Below are 18,253 nucleotides of genomic sequence, written 5' to 3' on the forward strand. Positions count from 1 at the left end.
GCCATCACCACGCGTACGAGATTGCTCACGGACTGAGGGACTGCCCACGAAGCACCCGAATCGCAGCTCCCACCTGTGCCAGCAGCGGACTCGCCGAGATCGGCGCACCCACGTTCCCCGACCTGGTCGCGGCGAGATTGGCAGCGAGGGCATGCACGCGAGCGGCGGCCGCGGCACTTCGGTCCGCGTCGAGTCCGCTCGCAAGCAGCGCGCCGACGATGCCGGACAAGACGTCGCCTGCACCGGCCGTCGCCGCCCACGAGCCGCCCGCGTCGTTGACGAGGGTGCGGCCCGAGCCAGCGACGAGGGTCGACCGTCCCTTCAGCAGCACTGTGACACCCCATTTCGCCGCGAGGTCACGGACTGCGCCGAGCCGGTCGAGACCGATCGGGCTCCCGGTCAGTCGCGCGAATTCGCCGGCATGTGGAGTCAGGACGGTCGGCGCGCTCCGATTGCGCACCAGGTCGGGATCGGCGGCGACCAAGGTGAGCGCATCGGCATCGACGACGACCGGCAGGTCGGTCGCGAGAATGTCCTGCAGTGCTTGCAATGCGGCCTCGTCGGTTCCGCCGCCGGGCCCGACAACCCAGGACTGGACGCGGCCCGCATCCCGAATTGTTTGCGCGGCAACCACTTCGGGACAGTGCGCGAGGACTTGATCGGTCGCCGACCCGACATAGCGGACCATCCCGGACGTGGCAGCGACCGCCGCTCCGGTGCACAACACAGCCGCACCCGGATATGTCGCACTGCCGGCCCGAATGCCGACGACTCCTTGGCTGTACTTGTCGTCGAACGGTCCGGGCACCGGCCAGAGTGCGCCGACCTCGGCGGGTTCCAGAGCCTGCAATCGCGCATCGGGCAGCCGTAAACCTATGGGTATCAACTCGATTCGGCCGCAGCGCGCCGCTGCCAGCGCGTGCACCGGCTTGAGCGCTCCGAAAGCGACGGTGACTGTCGCGGTGACGGCGGGTCCGTCGACGGCCCCGGTGTTCGCGTCGACGCCGCTCGGCAGATCGGCGGCAACAATCGGCGCAGCTATCGTCTCGACCAGCCGAGCCGCGGCCGGTCGCAGCGGACCAGATCCGGAGATGCCGACGATTCCATCGATCACCACATCCGGTGTGCCGATGTCCGTTTCGATCCGTCCGCCCGATTTGCGAAATGCGGCAAGACCTTTCACATGCGCGCGGTCAGGATCGAGCAACACCGCGCGAACCGCGACACCGCGACGGCGCAGCATCGAACCCGCCCACAGCGCGTCGCCGCCGTTGTCGCCCGAACCGACGAGCAGTGTCACCGAGCGCCCGGCCACACCCCCTGTCGCGGCACGCAGTTCGGCGGCGACAACCGTCGCGAGTCCGTACGCCGCACGACGCATCGGGACCCCGTCGGCAACCTCGTCGAACAACCCCGCCTCTGCGGTCCGTACTTCGTCGGCCGTGTAATACCCGCGCATACGCCTCGTCCCGTGTCCGAGTTGGTTTCTCAGTCGCGAGGCTACGCTGGGAAACCATGACCGGACAGTTTCGTAACGCCTCACGCCGCGCGCGTGTGGCAGCCATCGCCGTAGCGGCGATCTCACTCGTCGTCTTCAGCGCAGGTTGCGCACAACAGGATCCGGCGGACGATGCTGCGGCATCGTCGACGATCGCCGTTCCTGGAGCCCCTGCGCCGACGACGACAACTCCGGCACCGGACCCCGTGACGACGATCGATGTGTCGGACATGAAGTTCTCGCCGCAGTCGATCACCATCGAGGCCGGTCAGACGGTCAGGTGGGAATTCGACGACGACGGCAAGGCCCACAACGTGACGGGTCTGCGCGACATCGGGCTGATCATCAACAGCCCGATCATGAAAGAGGGCGAGTACAGCGTCACCTTCGACAAGCCGGGCACCTACGACTACATCTGCGCCCTACATCAGGAGATGACGGGAACAATCGTCGTCGAATAGGCCGCAAGCGGCTCGTGAGTCTTTTCGGAGGGCGGGCCCGCCGAAAAGACTCACGAGCGGCGGAGCCGCCTATTCGACCGTGACCGATTTCGCGAGATTTCGCGGCTTGTCGACGTCGTACCCGCGGGCCTGCGCCACCTCCGCCGCGAACACCTGCAGCGGAATCGTCGACAGCAACGGCTGCAACAGCGTCGGCGCAACCGGGATCTCGATCAAATTGTCCGCAAACGGCCTGACCGTCTCGTCACCCTCTTCGGCAATGACGATGGTCCGGGCGCCGCGCGCCTGGATCTCGCGAATGTTGCTGAGCAGCTTCGAATGCAACACCGCGCGCCCCTTCGGCGACGGCATGACGACGATGACGGGCAGACCCTCCTCGATCAGTGCGATCGGGCCGTGCTTCAACTCACCCGCGGCAAAACCTTCGGCATGCATGTAGGCGAGCTCTTTGAGCTTCAACGCACCTTCGAGCGCCACCGGGTAACCCACATGGCGACCGAGGAACAGAACGGTCGGCGAATGCGCCAGCTCACGGGCAAGCGCCCGAACCGGTTCCACGGTCTCGAGCACACGCTGGACGAGATCGGGCATCGCTTCCAAGTCGGCGAACTCGCGAGCGACCTCGTCGGGATACTTGGTGCCTCGCGCCTGCGCCAACGCCAACCCGACGAGGTAGTTCGCCGTGACCTGCGCGAGGAACGCCTTGGTCGACGCGACACCGATCTCCGGTCCCGCCCGCGTGTAGAGCACCGCGTCGGCCTCACGCGGAATCTGCGAACCGTTGGTGTTGCACACCGCGAGAACCCGGGCTTTCTGGTCCTTCGCGTGGCGGACCGCCTCGAGGGTGTCTGCGGTCTCGCCGGACTGGGAGATCGCGACGACGAGGGTCGAGCGGTCGAGAACCGGGTCGCGGTAACGGAATTCGCTGGCGAGCTCGACCTCGACGGGAAGCCTCGTCCAGTGCTCGATGGCGTACTTCGCAACCAGCCCGGAGTGATACGCGCTGCCACAGGCGACGACGAACACCTTGTCGATCTCGCGCAGCTCCTGATCCGAGAGCCGCTGCTCGTCGAGAACGATGCGACCCTTCTGGAAATGCCCGATCAGCGTGTCGCCGACGGCGGCAGGCTGCTCCTGGATCTCCTTGAGCATGAAGTAGTCGTGACCACCCTTTTCGGCGGCCGCGAGATCCCAGTCGATACGGAACGGCCGCGACACGACGTCGGTGTTGCCGTCGAAATCGCTGATCGTGTAGCTGTCCGCCGTGATGACGACAACCTGATCCTGGCCGAGCTCGACGGCGTCACGAGTGTGTTCGATGAAGGCCGCCACATCGGAGCCGACGAACATTTCACCGTCGCCGACACCGACGACCAGTGGTGTGGATCGGCGGGCAGCAACGATCGTGCCCGGATGATCGGCGTGCGTGAACACCAGCGTGAAGTGCCCTTCCAACCGACGAAGAGCAGCCAGCGCGCTGGCCACGAAATCACCCGCCGTCGGGCCTTCGGCGTACGCGCGCGAGACCAGGTGAACCGCGGCTTCGGTGTCGGTATCGCTGCGGAACTCGACGCCGTCCTTCTCCAACTCGGCACGCAACGGCGAAAAGTTCTCGATGATGCCGTTGTGCACGACGGCTACCTTGCCGGTCGCATCCCGATGCGGGTGCGCGTTGCGATCCGTCGGTCCGCCGTGGGTCGCCCAACGGGTATGGCCCATACCTGCGGAGCCGGTGAAGTTCTCGGCACCGACCTCGGCCAGCTCGGCTTCCAGGTTGGCAAGTCGGCCCGCTTTACGTTCGACGGCGACGCCACCGGCACCGTCCAGGATTGCGATTCCCGCCGAGTCGTAGCCGCGATACTCCATTCGTCGGAGGGCCTCGACCACAACACCGAGCGCATCACGGTGTCCGACATACCCAACGATTCCACACATGGTTCACCAGGATACTGGGTTGAAACTGGCTGCAAGGCCACTGTGGTGAGCAAGCCTTTCCGGCCGCACCGGCGCTGTCCGCCCGCGCACGGTGCCTGACATCGGATAACGTCACCACTGTGGCGCCTTCTGTGAAATCCCTCGTGTCCGAACTTGCCAGTCGTGGACCACACCGAGTGCAGCGTGGCGATTTGGCGCTCGCCGGCCAGCCAGGTGCTGTGTTCACACCATCCGAGGGTTTGGGTTTGCCCGCGGTCGCCTTCGCACACGGTTGGATGAGCGGCGTAGACAACTACCTCTCGCTGCTGCAGCACCTTGCATCATGGGGAATCGTCGCCGCAGCGCCGAATACCGAGCGCGGACCCTTCCCGTCACACCTGGCACTTGCGACCGACCTGCAGACCACACTCGACATCTGCACCGGCATCCGACTCGGCCACGGCGACATCAGCGTGCATCCCGACAAGCTCGCTTTCGCCGGCCACGGCATGGGCGCGGGCGTCGCCGTCATCGCCGCGGCGCAACGACCGGTCGCCGCGGTGGCAGCCTTGTTCCCGGCGCCGACGGCACCGAAGTCCGAAGCAATTGCGCCCAAGATCACAGCTCCAGCACTGATCCTTGCCGGCGCAACCGACATCAGCGCGATCGACTCCAATGCGAAAGACCTCGCAGCAGCGTGGGGTGGCGAGGCGGTGCTTCGCAGCATCGACAAAGCGTCGGGCAACGGGCTACTCGAAGGCCGTCGTGTGCTGGGGGCCCTCGGCGTCGGCAAAGCCGAGAAGACAACGCAGAAGACGGCTCGCGCAATCCTCACCGGCTTCCTGCTGTACACACTCACCGGCGACAAGAAGTACTCCGACTTCGCCGAAGCAGACTCGTCTATCCCCAAGACCCAGCTCGTCGACCCCTTTGCGGTCGAAGAGGTGGCCAAGAAGAAATCGCCGCTGGGTCAGATCAGCCAGCTGCGCGGCAAGTAGTCGTCCGGTTCGAGCTGGGGTTCGACCTGCGGTTCGGCAATGTCCTCCTGGACGGGTACCGACCGGGAGTCGTCGCCGATCGAAGGGACCACCATTCGTCGCGACCGCATTGCAGCGCGTTCACCTGCCGAGTCGAGTTCTTCACGTAGCCCGGCCATCGCCCGGCGGTGCCCGGCCACAACCTGATCGATCTCGTCGGCTGCCGTCACAGGTCGCCCGCCTCGGGTAGCGCTGCACCCGCCGAGTCGCTCACCATCGTGTCGAGGACAGGATCAGGTCCGCTCGGTTGTATCTCGACCTGTTGCTCGGCTCGCGGTTCGATGACTCTCGGTTGAAATTCTCGTTGGGCACCGCCGTCTTCGCGGACCGGATTGTTCGGTGCGCGTACTACCGGACCCTCGGTGTGCGGGTCGGGCGCAGGCGCCACGGGTTCGTCCGCCTCGGTCGGCGGCGTCGCGGATGGCTCGGCCGGCGTTGCCTCGGTGTTCCGAACTACAGCTCCAGGCTCCGTTCCGTCCACATCTGTCACAACGGGCGTTCCGGTGTCGTCGATCGCAAGCTGGAACGACTGCGACCGACCGTCCTGATCGGTCGTGACGAGATCGAGGTGAGTGTCGTCGGCAGGCTTGTCGATGACGATCCTGTCGGCGCCGAGGTCGAACGCGACGGGCTGTTCCGCGGGTTCCTCCACTGCTGCTTGTTCGACGACGGACAGCACGGCGGGCAGTACTGCCTCGACGAGGCCTTCGACGACCTCACCCGCCGCCGTGATCAACCCTGTCAGCAACGCGCCGACCTGTACTTGATCGACGCGTGGTCCGGACTCGACGGCCGCTTCGGGATACTGGACCACATTGGGAACAGGACCGTCGACGTTGCTGTGCACCGACGGAATCGGTGCCGACGGTGTCGCTGCGGGAACTGCCGAATTCGGTGCTGCCACATTCGAAGTCGCCACCGACGCCGATGGGGCAACCGCATTCGGCGCGCTGGGTGGTGTGCCGACTTCGGAGGTTGTTCGGTCGCCGGGTCGAGGATCGGATTGCAGCGAAGCCGGCGACGGGTACGGCGCGTCGTCGACGGCGTTCATCGCCTTGGTGACCGTCGCGTAGATTGTTCGGATTGCGTTGTCTGCGAATATGTTCGACTGCTCGAAGACCCGTAGCCGAGCCAGCACCGTAGGAACGAAAACCTCGTCGCACCACGACTTGCAATGATCGATCACCCGCTGTGTTGCTGTCGCGGAGAACGGCGCCTGCGCCAGGAGTGTCACCAGAGGAAGCTCCGGAAAGGCAACTCCCAACTCGACGACCCGACGCAAGCCGAGCGGCAGAGTCGTGTCGCTTGTCGATGTTCCGATCACGACGTCTATCGCGCTGATCGACTTGCCGTCCACATCGGCTGCCAGGGCGAGGGTCAGGTCCGCTTTGCCTTGCAGCACTGCGGGAATCGCACGTGCGGCGGCAGTGAGCGCACCCTGCACATCGGCGAGCGCGACACTGTCGTTGGTCGCGCGTTCGAGTACCGACCGAAGGTTGGCCCTCGCGCCGTCGGCTCCGGGGTCGTCGTTCCACGCCGATTCGAGTCGAAGAATGTGCGCTTGCGCGGAATCGCGTTCGGTCGCCAGCGTCGCGAGCACGGCATCCACCTGCTCGATGTCGACGCGAAGCCGGTCGAGCTGAATGCCACGCTGCTGGTCGTAGGCGTCGAAGAAGGTGTCGTCGGGCCAGTGGCGCGTACTGCACCGCCGAGCCAGGTCGACCAATCGGCGCAGGTGAGCGACACCGGGGACCCCTTCGGCGAGGATGCCGTCGACCTCCCCGGTCACGGGTGCAGGCCACCGAGTTCGGTGCTGGTCGAACTGTCCATCGATTCGTAGCTGTCTACCGTCTCCTCGACGCCGCGTGCAGCCGCCGCAATCGCGACCGACCAGCCGTCGATAGCTCGCTGTAGTCGCTCGTAGCCTGCAAACAGCGCGGCACCTTCGGGTCGATAGTTTCGGCCGGTCGCTTCCGACCCGAGACTGCACGATCCGATTCCGCGACTCGCGTGCGCGACGGTGTCAGCGGATCGCATCATGGCTTCGACAACGCCGCGAACGGCAGCAAGGTCCATCGCCATGCCTCGAACCCCCCACCCGTCAGCCGATCCGCGCCGGATCCGGACAAACCCAACTACGAACTAAGACGCGTCCCGGACCCCACCGGTTCCACTCGAATTCAGACCGCGCCGACCAGTTCGGCGAGCTCGTCTGCGAGGCGCTGTGCGCGTTCGATATCGGTCGCTTCCACCATCACTCTGACGAGTTGCTCGGTTCCGCTGGGCCGCAACAACACTCGGCCTCTGTCGCCGAGTTCGCGTTCGACCGCGGCGACCGCGTCGAGGACCTTCGGTGCGACTGCGACGGCAGCCTTGTCTGTGACTCGAACATTGACGAGCACCTGCGGCAGCGTCGTCATCACCGAAGCGAGCTCAGCGAGCGACTTGCCGGTGTCCGCCATCCGGCCGAGCAAGCGCAAAGCTGTCAGCACACCGTCGCCTGTCGTCGAAAACTTCGGCAGCACAACGTGTCCGGACTGTTCACCACCGAGTGTGTACTGACCTTTTCGCAATTCTTCGAGCACGTACCGATCACCGACCCCGGTGGTCTTGAGGGTGATTCCCGCCTCGTTCATCGCGATATGCAGGCCGAGATTGCTCATGACGGTGGCGACGAGGGTGTTCTGGGCGAGTTCGCCGGATTCGCTCATCGCGACGGCAAGCACTGCCATGATGGCGTCGCCGTCGACGATCGCACCGGTTGCATCGACGGCAAGGCAGCGATCGGCGTCGCCGTCGTGGGCGATGCCTGCATCGGCACCGTGCGCGACGACCGCTTTCTGCAGATCGTCCATGTGCGTCGATCCGCAGCCGTCGTTGATGTTCAGTCCGTCCGGTGCGGCGTTGATCGCGATCACGTCGGCGCCCGCTGCCGCGTACGCGGCCGGACCGACAACAGAGGCGGCGCCGTGCGCACAATCGACGACGATCTTGAGGCCTTTCAGACTCACCGGGCTGGCGACGCCGAGATGCTCGACGTACTTGTCGCCCGCGTCTGCGATCACATGGATGCGTCCGATCTCGGCACCGGTCGGATGTCGAATCTGACCGCTTTCGATGACGCTCTCGATCCTGTCTTCTGCATCGTCGTCGAGTTTGTGCCCACCCGCTGCGAAGATCTTGATGCCGTTGTCGGGCATCGGATTGTGCGAGGCGGAGATCATCACGCCGAGACACGCCGCGTATTCGTTGGTGAGGTAGGCGACGGCGGGGGTGGGAACCACCCCGATATCGATCACGTCGACACCGGCAGCCGTAAGACCTGCCGAGACGGCAGCGGACAGCATTTCACCACTGGCACGGCCGTCACGCCCGACAACCGCGGCGGGCCGCGCGCCACGTTGCGGGTCTGCGGCAAGCACTTGCGCGGCGGCGCCCGCTATCCGTAGGGCCAACGCCGCGGTCAGCGTCTCGTTGGCCAGCCCGCGAACCCCGTCGGTGCCGAACAACCGCGCCATCTGCAACTCCTCGTATCGCTTGCGTACTTCTTCCAGCGCAGACCGTATCGCGCCCGCACCCGAGGCCATGCATCGATTCGCGATGTCTGTCGGTTATGTCACCAACAACGGCGCTCGCCTGGAAGCCCGCCACGGAACACGACGCGTCGACTCAGCGTTGCCACAGAGGTGACTGTCCCACTCTCTGTCCTCGATCTGTCCCCCGTTGCGCAAGGGTCCACCGTGGGTGACGCCCTGCGCGGCACCATCACGTTGGCCAAGGAGGTCGAGGCGCTGGGCTATCACCGCTTCTGGCTGGCCGAACACCATTCGATGCCCGGCATCGCCAGCGCGGCGCCTTCGATCATGATCGGCCAGGTCGCGGCGGCAACCGAGCGAATCAGGGTCGGGTCGGGCGGTGTGATGCTGCCGAATCACGCGCCGCTTGTGGTCGCCGAACAGTTCGGAACGTTGGATGCATTGTTCCCCGATCGCATCGACCTCGGAATCGGCCGCGCTCCCGGCACCGATCAGGTGACCGCCCATGCGTTGCGCCGCCAGGCCGACCAATTGAACGAGGACGAATTCCCGCAGCAACTGCTGCACCTGCGTGCGTTCGTCGACAACAGTTTTCCCGACGACCATCCCTACCGGGCGATCACCGCGACGCCGGGTCTCGGAGCCAAGTTTGCGGTGTGGCTACTCGGGTCGAGTACCTACAGCGCCCAGGTCGCAGGCCTGCTCGGCCTGCCGTTTGCCTTCGCACGGCACTTCTCACCTGCGCAGACGATGCCCGCGCTGCGGACCTACCGTGAGGCATTCCGCCCATCTGAAGTCCTCGACGAGCCCTATGCGATGGTCACGGTGTCGGTCGTCGCCGCCGAGTCCGACGAACGTGCGCACTATCTCGCTGCGCCCCTCAAACTGACGATGGCTCGGCTGCGGGCCGGAAAACCGGGCCGCTTTCCGAGCCCCGAAGAAGCTGCAGCCAATCCGCTCACGCCGGAGCAGGAGGCGATCGTGCGGCCGTCCGCTGCCGGCTACATCGTCGGTGGACCCGACACCGTCCAGACCGAACTCCAGGAGCTGCTCGCGCTGACCGACGCGGACGAAATCATGGTGTCGACGATGATGCATTCCCTCGACGACCGCATCCGGTCCTACAAGATCGTCGGCGACGTTTCCCTCTGAACACACACGGACCGAGCACACAAAAGCGGGCGCCCCGTAAGGGACGCCCGCTCTTGGACATGCTGTGTGGCTGAAGATCAGCGCTTCGAGTACTGAGGCGCCTTGCGTGCCTTCTTCAGGCCGTACTTCTTGCGCTCGACTGCACGCGGGTCACGCGTGAGGAAACCGGCGCGCTTGAGCGCGGGACGGTCGTCCGGGGTGACCTCGATGAGGGCGCGGGCGATGGCGAGACGCAATGCGCCTGCCTGTCCCGACGGTCCGCCACCGTGCAGCAGCACCACTACGTCGAAGGCTTCTGCGCGCTCGACAAGCACCAGCGGCGACTTGATGAGCTGCTGGTGAACCTTGTTCGGGAAGTAGTTCTCGAGCGTGCGGCCGTTCAGCGTGAACTGACCGGTGCCCGGGGTCAGGCGAACCCGGACAACCGCTTCCTTACGGCGACCGACGGTCTGCACCGGACGGTCGATGACGATCGGAGCCAGCGCGGGACGCTCGGCTTCGACGTGCTCGACCTCGGTGTACTCGTCAGCAGCAACCTCGACAGCGACGTCGTCTGCAGCTTCGGACACGATCTGCTCTTCCGGTGCGGTCACTGGGCCACCTGCTTGATCTCGAAGGGAACCGGCTTCTGAGCCTTGTGCGGATGGTCCGGACCTGCGTACACCTTCAGCTTGCTGCCGATGACGCTGCCGAGCTTGTTCTTCGGGATCATGCCGAAAACGGCCTTCTCCACGAGACGAGCCGGGTTGTTGGCCAGCACCTCGCCGACAGAGCGGGACTTGAGACCGCCCGGGTGACCCGAGTGGTGGTGCAGGAATTTGCCGGTGAGCTTGTTGCCGCTGATGGCAACCTTCTCGGCGTTGATGATGACGACGAAATCGCCGCCGTCGACGTTTGCTGCGTAGGTCGGCTTGTGCTTACCGCGCAGCAAGTTCGCTGCTTGAACGGCAAGACGGCCGAGCACTACGTCAGTGGCATCGATGACGTGCCACGTGCGTGTGACGTCACCGGCCTTGGGGCTGTACGTAGGCACAGATAATCCCTGTCTGTTCGTAGGTGGTGCCAGCCAGACGAGCGGTCGAGTTGTACCCCCGGCGGCCAACTGAGACCCGGGGCTCGGTTTACACCGGGCATCGAACAACCCGGCGTACCGTACGCCAACAAGCCAGGGTACGCGATCGTCCGAGCAGGTCAAAACCGTCGCCGGCACCAACGCGAGGGCGCCCCTGCACCCGTCCACCGGAGTGAGTGCTCCCCTCACGCCGCCGACCTCAGCGGTTGCGTTCGAGCAACCTGCTGATTCCCAACTCGGCGAGCTCGTCCGCCCGTCGCGTCTCGAGGCTCGTGCCACACGCACGCAGCACGATGTCGCCGGTGCGATCGGCCAGGCAGGTCACGTGCTGGACCCTGCCGATCGTCGAATCCGCCCTCGGCAACAATCCGCGCCAGGCAAGACGGTCGCCACCGTGTGCGTCCAAGGAGGGCTTCTGCCGTTCTGGCGTCGAGCCTGCCTGCAGCGGTGGACCTGGATCCTCACCGTTCGAGGGCACCGCGACGACGTAGCGCAGGTCGTTCGCTGCGCCGTTCGGGCAGTCCTGCACCCGGCCGAGGATTGCCGACATCACGCTGTCGGCAGTGTCCGGGTCGTAGTACATCGCGCGCAGTGAGAGTGCGTCGCCCGCGCGGTAGCCGTCGCCGTCAGCGGGGCTGTTCTGCGGCGCCTCGAACGACTGCTCGGCGGACGCTCGCGCGCCGGTCGCTTCCTTGGCGGTGAGCGGTATCGATCCGCAGGCCATCGACGTGAGTTCGGTGCCGGTTGTGACAGCGACGATGCCGTCCTCGATTTCTCTGGCGGTCATACCGTCGAATTCGTCGGACGGCAGCATCGCGGCAACAACTGCCGCGCGCGTGTCCTCGGCAGACAGCGGTTCGGGTTCGGTGAACCAGCGGAACGCCAGAAACGCCACGATCAGGGCAACCAGGGCAGCACCGGCGAGGATTAACGTGATCGCATGCGCGCGCACTCCGTTGACTACCGGTTCGACCAGCCGCGCCGGACCGCTGTCGTCCCACATGCTCGGCTGACGATGCGACGCCGCGACGTGGCGAACGGTCGCACCATGGTCGGCGGGCGACGGTGCGCCGAAGGCACGCGACGGTTCCGGCATCACAACGGCGTGCCGAACTGTGAGGTCGTCGTTCGCGGGCGGGCCGATCCTCTCCTCGCTCTCTTCACTCGCCCCGGCGACCAGCGCGGCGGCACCGATTGCGATGGCGTGCAACGGTTCCGCGGCAACGACGAGGCGCCGACCGAAGTGATTCTGGAATGCGAACCGGAGCCGTTCGTTGTCGACGATGTTGCCGATCAGCACGATTTGCCGCGAATCGGCGTCGATGTCCCGCGCAGCGGCAACTACGTCCTCGACAACGGAATCGGCTGCGCGCGAGTCGTTGTGCGCGTCGCGAGGAAGAGTTACATCGACGGATGCGGTCGGGCGCGCCCCGTCTGCGTGTACGGCGACGACCAGCAGCGACCGACCGTCCGAATAGACGATGGTTGCACCGATCTCGTTGTCCACGATCGCTCGTTCGCGGACGTAGCCTGCGAGGGCTACCGATTCGGGGATCGGTTCGACGGCAATACCGATCGATTCGACGACCTCGGCGTAGGAGTCGACCAACTGCTCGGACCAGCTGTCGGGGTACGGCAACGCGAGCACATCGGGGGTGCCGCCGAGGTAAGCCCGTATTGCCGCGACGGGATTGTGGAACCGGGCGCCGAACACCGCGTCGACGGGCCAGGTCGCACCCGCAACGACGATGCGGCTGTGCCCGAGGATGTCGCGCACATCGGCGATCGCAGGGCCGATATCGCTTCGGCCGCCATCGACACCGCTGGTGTGCAGTTGTCCTGACGCATCGGCCAGCAGTTGTGCAGTGGGTGTCGCCTGTCCGTCGACCATGAGCAAGGTAGTGGGTTTACCGCCACCGCCTGCGGCGACGGTGACTACATCCCACCCGAGATGGACCGCGCCAACGCTTTCGGACAAAGTTCCCCCTGTTTCCCCGACACCCTGATCGAAGGGCTACCCCGCTCCGTATCTTGCCCGATCGAGCAGGACCATGCACACCCCGACTGTTACGACGAATACCGACGGCGTCGACCTATAGTTGCGGCAGCCGATTCCGCACCCGTACCCGTCCGCGATCGAGGACTCGATGCATCGACCTGCTCCGACCCGCGCAACCGTCCTCACGGCCGGTGCGTTGGCTCTTGCCGCCGTTGCCTGCGGTTGCACGTCCGCGCCGATCCCTGGAACGGCGAGTCAGGCACCCGACGGGCCCTATCGCGAACGGTTGATCGATCAGCTCGATCTTCCGCTACCGGTGTTCGACAACTGGGAAATCGTCGACGCCGCAAGGCAACCGACGCGCGAGGACCGGCACGCCGACATTCGCGACATCTCGCCGAAGGACTGTGCTGTGGACGCAACGAGCACCCGCGCCGCCGACGACGTGATCTACGGTGGCTCCCGCTGGACCGGCGCGCAGGGGTCGGGGCCGAACGGCCAAGCGTTCACGGTGTCCGTTCACGCCAGCAATCCAGCGCAGACCGACGACCTGACGCAGTATCTGTCCGCTTGCGCGCAAACAGAATTCGAGACGTCCTCGGGTCGGGCCAAGTCGATTCTCGCGCGGACGTCAGCCCTGGAACAGGCCGGCTTCGACGAGGTGATCGGCTTCTCCGAGGTACGTACTCGAGGGCAGCAGACGACGTCCGGTCTCACGGTCGTCGGGCGCGCCAATTCTCTTGCGTTGGTACTGGTTTTCACCAATTCCGGGGATCTCGACACTGCCGACGCGACGGCGGTGTGGAAGGCAGCTGCAGAGAAGTTCGGCAAGAACGGCTGACGCTTGCCGTCACGATTTCGCTTTCAATCGCGCCAAGGTGAGAGCCGCAAGCAGACAGCCGAGCACAACGAGCATCCACACGTCGAGGAACCAGATCCCGGCACCGTGCTCCCACAACGAATCCGGCTTAGCCACCGACACGGTCGAGCCATCCGGGAGCGTCTTGCTCGGATCGATCTGCAGGTTCTTCAAGTCGATCGTCGACGCGCCTGCAGCGAAGCCCCAGCGCGCCGGGAACAGCCACGACAACTGATCGAGCACAACGCGACCGGTCACAGGAATCAGACCGCCGCACATCACCAGTTGAGCCATGATCGTCACGACGAGCAACGGCATGACCTGCTCGCTCGAGCGGGCCAGCGCGGACAGCAGCAGGCCGACCATCACACAGCAGCAGGCGGTCAACGCGATGTCGATGAACAATTCGAGGCTTCCGGACGGAAGAACCGATCCGGGGCCGGGCGCCTTCTTACCGGCGAGCACGATGCCGACGAGAACGATCGATTGCACGAACGCGGCGATACAGAACACGATGATCTTCGCGAAAAGGTATGCCGAGGGCAGCAATCCGACCGCACGCTCGCGCTGATAGATCGTGCGTTCGCCGACCAGGTCACGCACCGACAGGGCTGAGCCCATGAAGCACGCGCCGAGAATCAGCAGCGTCATGATCTGCTGAGGTTCGGTCAACGTTTCGGGGTCGGATCGGGTGAAGCCGTTCTTTCCGGGAACGACCAGCGACAACACACCGAGAACGAACGGCATGACCACCAGAAATGCGAGATAGCCACGGTCGGCAAGGATCAGCCGGAACTGGCGTCGCACCACCGTCGAGATCTGTTTGCTCGTACTGGTGTGCGCGGGTTGTCCCGGCGGGCCGTACCGCGGCGGTGGCGGTGGGGTCAGATGCGGGTTCCGCGCGCGGTAGGCCGCGAACACTCCATCCGGATCGTTGGTGACCCTGGTGAAGATCTCGGCCCAGTCCGAGCTACCGAGCGCAGCGCCGACCCCTTTCGGATGTCCGCAGTAGGCCGTCTTCCCACCGGGCGCCAGCAGCAGAACCTGGTCGCACATATCGAGGTGGGTCAGCGAGTGGGTGACAACGAGAACGACGCGACCCGCATCGGCGAGTTGGCGCAGCATCACCATGACCTGCCGGTCGAGTGCAGGGTCGAGGCCCGATGTCGGTTCGTCCAAGATCAGCAGTGACGGACTGGTCAGCAGTTCGAGTGCGACCGATGCTCGTTTGCGTTGTCCACCGGACAGCCGATCGACGCGTGTGTCCGCGTGCTCGGTGAGCGAGAGTTCACGCAGGACGCCGTCGATCACACGCGCTCGGTCGTCGGAGGTCGTGTCCGGCGGCAACCGCAACTCCGCGGCGTATCGCAACGCCTGTCGAACGGTGAGTTGGCGGTGCAGCACGTCGTCCTGCGGCACCATGCCGATGCGACTGCGCAGCGCTTCGTATTCGGCGTGCAGATTCCGGCCTTCGAAGTTGACGACACCACCCGACGGGCGATTGATCCCGGCGATGATCTTCGCCAGCGTCGACTTTCCTGCGCCGGACGGGCCGATCATGGCCGTTAGCGATCCCGGCGCCGCCGACATCGATACGTCGACGAGCAGTTGCTTGTTTCCTTCGACGACGAATCCGAGTCCGTGCAGACCCAGACCCGATTCGGCGGCGCCCCGCGCGCGTTGCCGGAGGGTGCCACCGTCGACGACGAAGTCGATGTTGCCGATGGTGACCGTATCGCCTTCGCGCAGAATGGCTCTCTGCGTTCTGGCGCCGTTGACGAAGGTGCCGTTGACGCTGCCGACGTCTTCGATCCCGAGACCCTGAGGTGTCGATACGAGCCGTGCGTGGCGCCGAGATGCCAGCACGTCGTCGACGACGATCGAGTTCTCCGCGGTCCGCCCGATCGTGAGACCGCCCGCCGGGATGCGACTCGGCAGGCTGACCGGCAGATCGGTTCGAGATTGCCGAACCGGCGGCAACGCCTGTGTACTTGCCCGCATCGTCATCTGCACGTGCGGCTGCGGCGGTTGCGGCGTCGGCCGACGTCCGGCACCCGGCGCATGCGGAACCAGAGCGATCAGCGGTCCGGTCGTCGCGTCACCGAGCCGAATCTGGATGGGCCGATCGATCCGAAGCGGTTGCGTCAGACGATGCGAGTCGACGAAGACTCCGTTGGTACTCCCACGGTCGGTCAGCACCCAGCCGCCCTGCCAGGTCAACACCGCGTGGACCCGCGATACGAGCGGATTGTCCACGAACACTGTGACTTCCGGCGCACGGCCGATGGTCACCGCCTTGCGCGAATCGCACACCCGGTCCACGCCGTCGACGCGGATCGTGATGGTGGCAATCGCGGGTGTACTCATAGTTGCGGATCCTATTCGATGCCGCCGCCGCGCACCCCTGACAGAACACGACTGGTTAACATAAACTCCCTTCCCGTGAACCTCGGTCGCTCCATCAGATGCGCGCTGCTCGGCCTCACCGCCGCGGTCGTCGTGAGCTGCGCAAGCACACTCGACGGAACCCCCGTCTCCATCTACGCGGACCCGTTCCGCGTTGCGGGGCTTCCGACGACATCGGGCCCGAACGGACTCAGGCCCGGCGCGCCCGCACCGACGCTCACTGCCGACAACGCCGACGACGGCGCCATCGACACGCTGGCGCTCAGCGCGCTCGAAGACATCGAAGCTTATTGGAAAGAGGAGTACCCCAAGTACTTCGGCGACCAGTTCGAGCCGGTGGACGGCTACCTCTCCTGGGACGCGAGCGATCGCAACAACCGCGAGGAGTTCTGCGAAGAATCGACGAGAGGCGTTGCGAACGCAGCCTATTGCCCGCTCGATCGCAAGATCGCCTGGGACAGAGGGGTATTGCTGCCCGCGATCGAGGAGCAGTTCTCCGATATTGCCGTCGTGATGGTGCTTGCCCACGAGTACGGTCATGCGATCCAGGACCAGGCCAACCTGGTCGGCAACAGGCGCGACGAAATCATCGTCGCCGAGCAACAGGCGGACTGCTTCGGTGGCGCCTTCATGCGCCATGTCGCTGAAGGTCGTGCGGCACATTTCACGATGAACACCTCCGACGGCTTGAACTCCGTTCTCGCTGCGACTGTTTCGATTCGTGACAGCGATCCGAACTCTCGCTCGGCTGTGCACGGTTCGGCGTTCGAACGGGTGACCGCCGTTCAGATCGGCTTCACCGACGGACCATCGGCTTGCGGAAAGATCGACCTCAGCGAGCTGGAGATGCGTCGTGAAGATCTGCCGCAGATGTTCGAGCAGGACGAGTCCGGCGAGCTACCTCCGACCGAGGACACTCTCGAATCCTTCACCAAGGCACTGGAATTGATTCTGCCGGTCGCGACGACTCCCGAAGTCGATTTCTCCGGCTCCGATATCGGCTGCTCGGATGCGAAGGCTACCGACCCGGTGTCCTACTGCCCGGAGTCGAACACGTTGGGCGTCGACCTGCCGTCACTGAAGAAGCGCGGAACGCCGATGACGATGGACTCCGGCGACGGCCTCGGCTTGCCCGTCACGGTCACCGGTGATTACAACGCCTACGTCGTCTTCGCCTCTCGCTACACACTCGCGAAGCAGAAGGAAGACGGTGACTCGCTCACCGACCCGAAAACGGCCCTGCGTGCGGCCTGCCTGTCAGGACACGTGACGGCTGTCCTTGGATCACCGACCGACAATCCAACCGCAGACACGTTCCGGCTGTCGCCGGGAGATCTCGACGAAGCTGTCTCGGGGCTGCTGACCGACGGCATTGCCGCCAGCGATGTCAACGGCGACACGGTACCGAGCGGATTCTCACGTGTCGACGCATTTCGTACCGGCGTACTCGGCGGCGAAGAGGCGTGCGGGCGGTACGCGTAGCTGAGGTCGAACAGCCCGCCCTCAGCGGATCAGTGCCGCAATTCGATCCGCAACTTCGGCGGCGGTTCGCGGCCGCATGCCCGGCTTGGCCAGACAGGACGCAACGAACTCGGCTTCCTCAGGACGTAGCTTCGCCGAGATTCGGGACTTGCCGGAATGCACAGCGCGGATCGCGAGCATCGGCTGCCCGACAGGAAGTTCGCCGTAAAGCCCTTCGCCGCTGAGCGCACGATTGAGGGTTGCGCCGATCGCCCAGATATCCGATGCCCGCGACGGCGTATCGCCGTAGAGCAGGCCGGGATCGAGGTACTCGACCGAGGTCGCAGGCGCCATGCTCGTCACCGTGTTCGACGAGTTGAGTACCCGCACCAAACCGAGGTCGGAGAGCTTGCCGCCGTTTTCGTCGACCATCACGTTGCCGGGCTTGATATCGCCGTGCACCATGCCTGCCTCGTGCAGTTCGTGCACAGCTCGAGAGGCGTCGACGAGTGCGCGCAGAATCTGATCACGAGTCAGCTGGTGTGTCGGCGCGGCCAGCGAGCCGAGTGGGAAGTACTCCATCGCGTAGAGGAAGTTGTCTTCGAGGACAGCGTCGTAGATTCGGACGAGGTAGGGCGAGCGCACCGCGGCAAAGGCGCGCAGTTCACGAACGCCACGGCGGTAGGCGTCCTCGCTCACTTGGCCCGCGAAGACCTTCAGCGCCACGCGGCCGTCCGAAAGGCCAAGCCGCTCAGGCGCTTCCGCGAGATAGAAGCGGCCGTGGTTGCCCTCGCCGAGCAACCCGAGAATGCGATAGTCCGCAATTGCTGCTGGTATTGCCGCGTCGACCGGCATTAG

The 18,253-nt window shown here is 65.1% G+C and carries 16 protein-coding genes; 5 read left to right on the forward strand and 11 right to left on the reverse strand.

Going from position 1 to position 18,253, the window contains the following annotated elements:
• Positions 1-25 precede the first annotated feature (25 nt).
• Complete coding sequence (locus JGU71_RS06635; protein WP_199703229.1) at positions 26-1,459, reverse strand: NAD(P)H-hydrate dehydratase; 1,434 nt, start codon at positions 1,457-1,459, stop codon at positions 26-28.
• Positions 1,460-1,515: 56 nt separating this feature from the next.
• On the opposite strand from JGU71_RS06635, the gene JGU71_RS06640 reads away from it, so the two are divergent.
• Positions 1,516-1,959 carry a cupredoxin domain-containing protein gene (locus tag JGU71_RS06640; RefSeq protein WP_199703230.1) on the forward strand — a complete coding sequence of 148 codons (444 nt, stop codon included), beginning with the start codon at positions 1,516-1,518 and terminating at the stop codon, positions 1,957-1,959.
• Positions 1,960-2,028: 69 nt separating this feature from the next.
• Here the strand turns inward: JGU71_RS06640 and glmS are convergent, their stop codons facing one another.
• Positions 2,029-3,894 (reverse strand): glutamine--fructose-6-phosphate transaminase (isomerizing), encoded by a 1,866-nt coding sequence (gene glmS, locus JGU71_RS06645; protein WP_199703231.1) that lies wholly within the window; start codon positions 3,892-3,894, stop codon positions 2,029-2,031.
• A gap of 119 nt (positions 3,895-4,013) precedes the next feature.
• Here glmS and JGU71_RS06650 point away from each other — a divergent pair, with 119 nt between their 5' ends.
• Complete coding sequence (locus tag JGU71_RS06650) at positions 4,014-4,871, forward strand: dienelactone hydrolase family protein (RefSeq protein WP_199703232.1); 858 nt, start codon at positions 4,014-4,016, stop codon at positions 4,869-4,871.
• Here the strand turns inward: JGU71_RS06650 and JGU71_RS06655 are convergent.
• The 4 genes from JGU71_RS06655 to glmM form a co-directional block, all read right to left on the reverse strand.
• Positions 4,844-5,080, reverse strand: coding sequence for a hypothetical protein (locus tag JGU71_RS06655; RefSeq protein ID WP_199703233.1), 237 nt, complete (start codon positions 5,078-5,080; stop codon positions 4,844-4,846). The genes JGU71_RS06650 and JGU71_RS06655 overlap by 28 nt on opposite strands.
• On the reverse strand, positions 5,077-6,699 hold the full coding sequence (locus tag JGU71_RS06660; protein WP_199703234.1) for a hypothetical protein: 1,623 nt from the start codon (positions 6,697-6,699) through the stop codon (positions 5,077-5,079). The genes JGU71_RS06655 and JGU71_RS06660 overlap by 4 nt, the downstream gene beginning before the upstream one ends.
• On the reverse strand, positions 6,696-6,992 hold the full coding sequence (locus JGU71_RS06665) for a hypothetical protein (RefSeq protein WP_199703235.1): 297 nt from the start codon (positions 6,990-6,992) through the stop codon (positions 6,696-6,698). Before JGU71_RS06665 ends, JGU71_RS06660 begins: the two co-directional genes overlap by 4 nt.
• Positions 6,993-7,090: 98 nt before the next feature.
• Complete coding sequence (glmM, locus tag JGU71_RS06670) at positions 7,091-8,428, reverse strand: phosphoglucosamine mutase (RefSeq protein WP_199703616.1); 1,338 nt, start codon at positions 8,426-8,428, stop codon at positions 7,091-7,093.
• A 168-nt stretch (positions 8,429-8,596) separates the two neighbouring features.
• On the opposite strand from glmM, the gene JGU71_RS06675 reads away from it, so the two are divergent.
• Positions 8,597-9,598: an LLM class flavin-dependent oxidoreductase gene (locus JGU71_RS06675; protein WP_199703236.1), complete on the forward strand. Its 1,002-nt coding sequence runs from the start codon at positions 8,597-8,599 to the stop codon at positions 9,596-9,598.
• A 77-nt stretch (positions 9,599-9,675) separates the two neighbouring features.
• On the opposite strand, the gene rpsI is transcribed toward JGU71_RS06675, so the two are convergent.
• The 3 genes from rpsI to JGU71_RS06690 all read right to left on the reverse strand — a co-directional run bounded on the left by rpsI (position 9,676) and on the right by JGU71_RS06690 (position 12,648).
• Positions 9,676-10,191 carry a 30S ribosomal protein S9 gene (gene rpsI, locus JGU71_RS06680; protein WP_199703237.1) on the reverse strand — a complete coding sequence of 172 codons (516 nt, stop codon included), beginning with the start codon at positions 10,189-10,191 and terminating at the stop codon, positions 9,676-9,678.
• Positions 10,188-10,631, reverse strand: coding sequence for a 50S ribosomal protein L13 (gene rplM / locus JGU71_RS06685; protein ID WP_199703238.1), 444 nt, complete (start codon positions 10,629-10,631; stop codon positions 10,188-10,190). The genes rpsI and rplM overlap by 4 nt, the downstream gene beginning before the upstream one ends.
• Positions 10,632-10,869: 238 nt before the next feature.
• On the reverse strand, positions 10,870-12,648 hold the full coding sequence (locus JGU71_RS06690) for a hypothetical protein (protein ID WP_199703239.1): 1,779 nt from the start codon (positions 12,646-12,648) through the stop codon (positions 10,870-10,872).
• A gap of 169 nt (positions 12,649-12,817) precedes the next feature.
• On the opposite strand from JGU71_RS06690, the gene JGU71_RS06695 reads away from it, so the two are divergent.
• Positions 12,818-13,510 (forward strand): hypothetical protein, encoded by a 693-nt coding sequence (locus tag JGU71_RS06695; protein WP_199703240.1) that lies wholly within the window; start codon positions 12,818-12,820, stop codon positions 13,508-13,510.
• 9 nt (positions 13,511-13,519) lie between these two features.
• Here the strand turns inward: JGU71_RS06695 and JGU71_RS06700 are convergent, their stop codons facing one another.
• Positions 13,520-15,895, reverse strand: a complete 2,376-nt coding sequence (locus tag JGU71_RS06700) for an FHA domain-containing protein (protein WP_199703241.1) — start codon at positions 15,893-15,895, stop codon at positions 13,520-13,522.
• 75 nt (positions 15,896-15,970) lie between these two features.
• Between JGU71_RS06700 and JGU71_RS06705 the strand changes: the two genes are divergently transcribed.
• A complete protein-coding gene (locus JGU71_RS06705; protein WP_372433115.1) occupies positions 15,971-17,416 on the forward strand; it encodes a neutral zinc metallopeptidase in 1,446 nt (481 codons plus the stop codon).
• A 21-nt stretch (positions 17,417-17,437) separates the two neighbouring features.
• Here JGU71_RS06705 and JGU71_RS06710 read toward each other — a convergent pair whose 3' ends face one another.
• The gene (locus JGU71_RS06710) at positions 17,438-18,250 is read right to left on the reverse strand and encodes a serine/threonine-protein kinase (RefSeq protein ID WP_199703242.1); all 813 of its coding nucleotides are present in this window, start codon (positions 18,248-18,250) and stop codon (positions 17,438-17,440) included.
• Positions 18,251-18,253 lie beyond the last annotated feature (3 nt).

The organism is Antrihabitans stalagmiti, from assembly GCF_016482825.1.
Classification (GTDB): domain Bacteria; phylum Actinomycetota; class Actinomycetes; order Mycobacteriales; family Mycobacteriaceae; genus Antrihabitans; species Antrihabitans stalagmiti.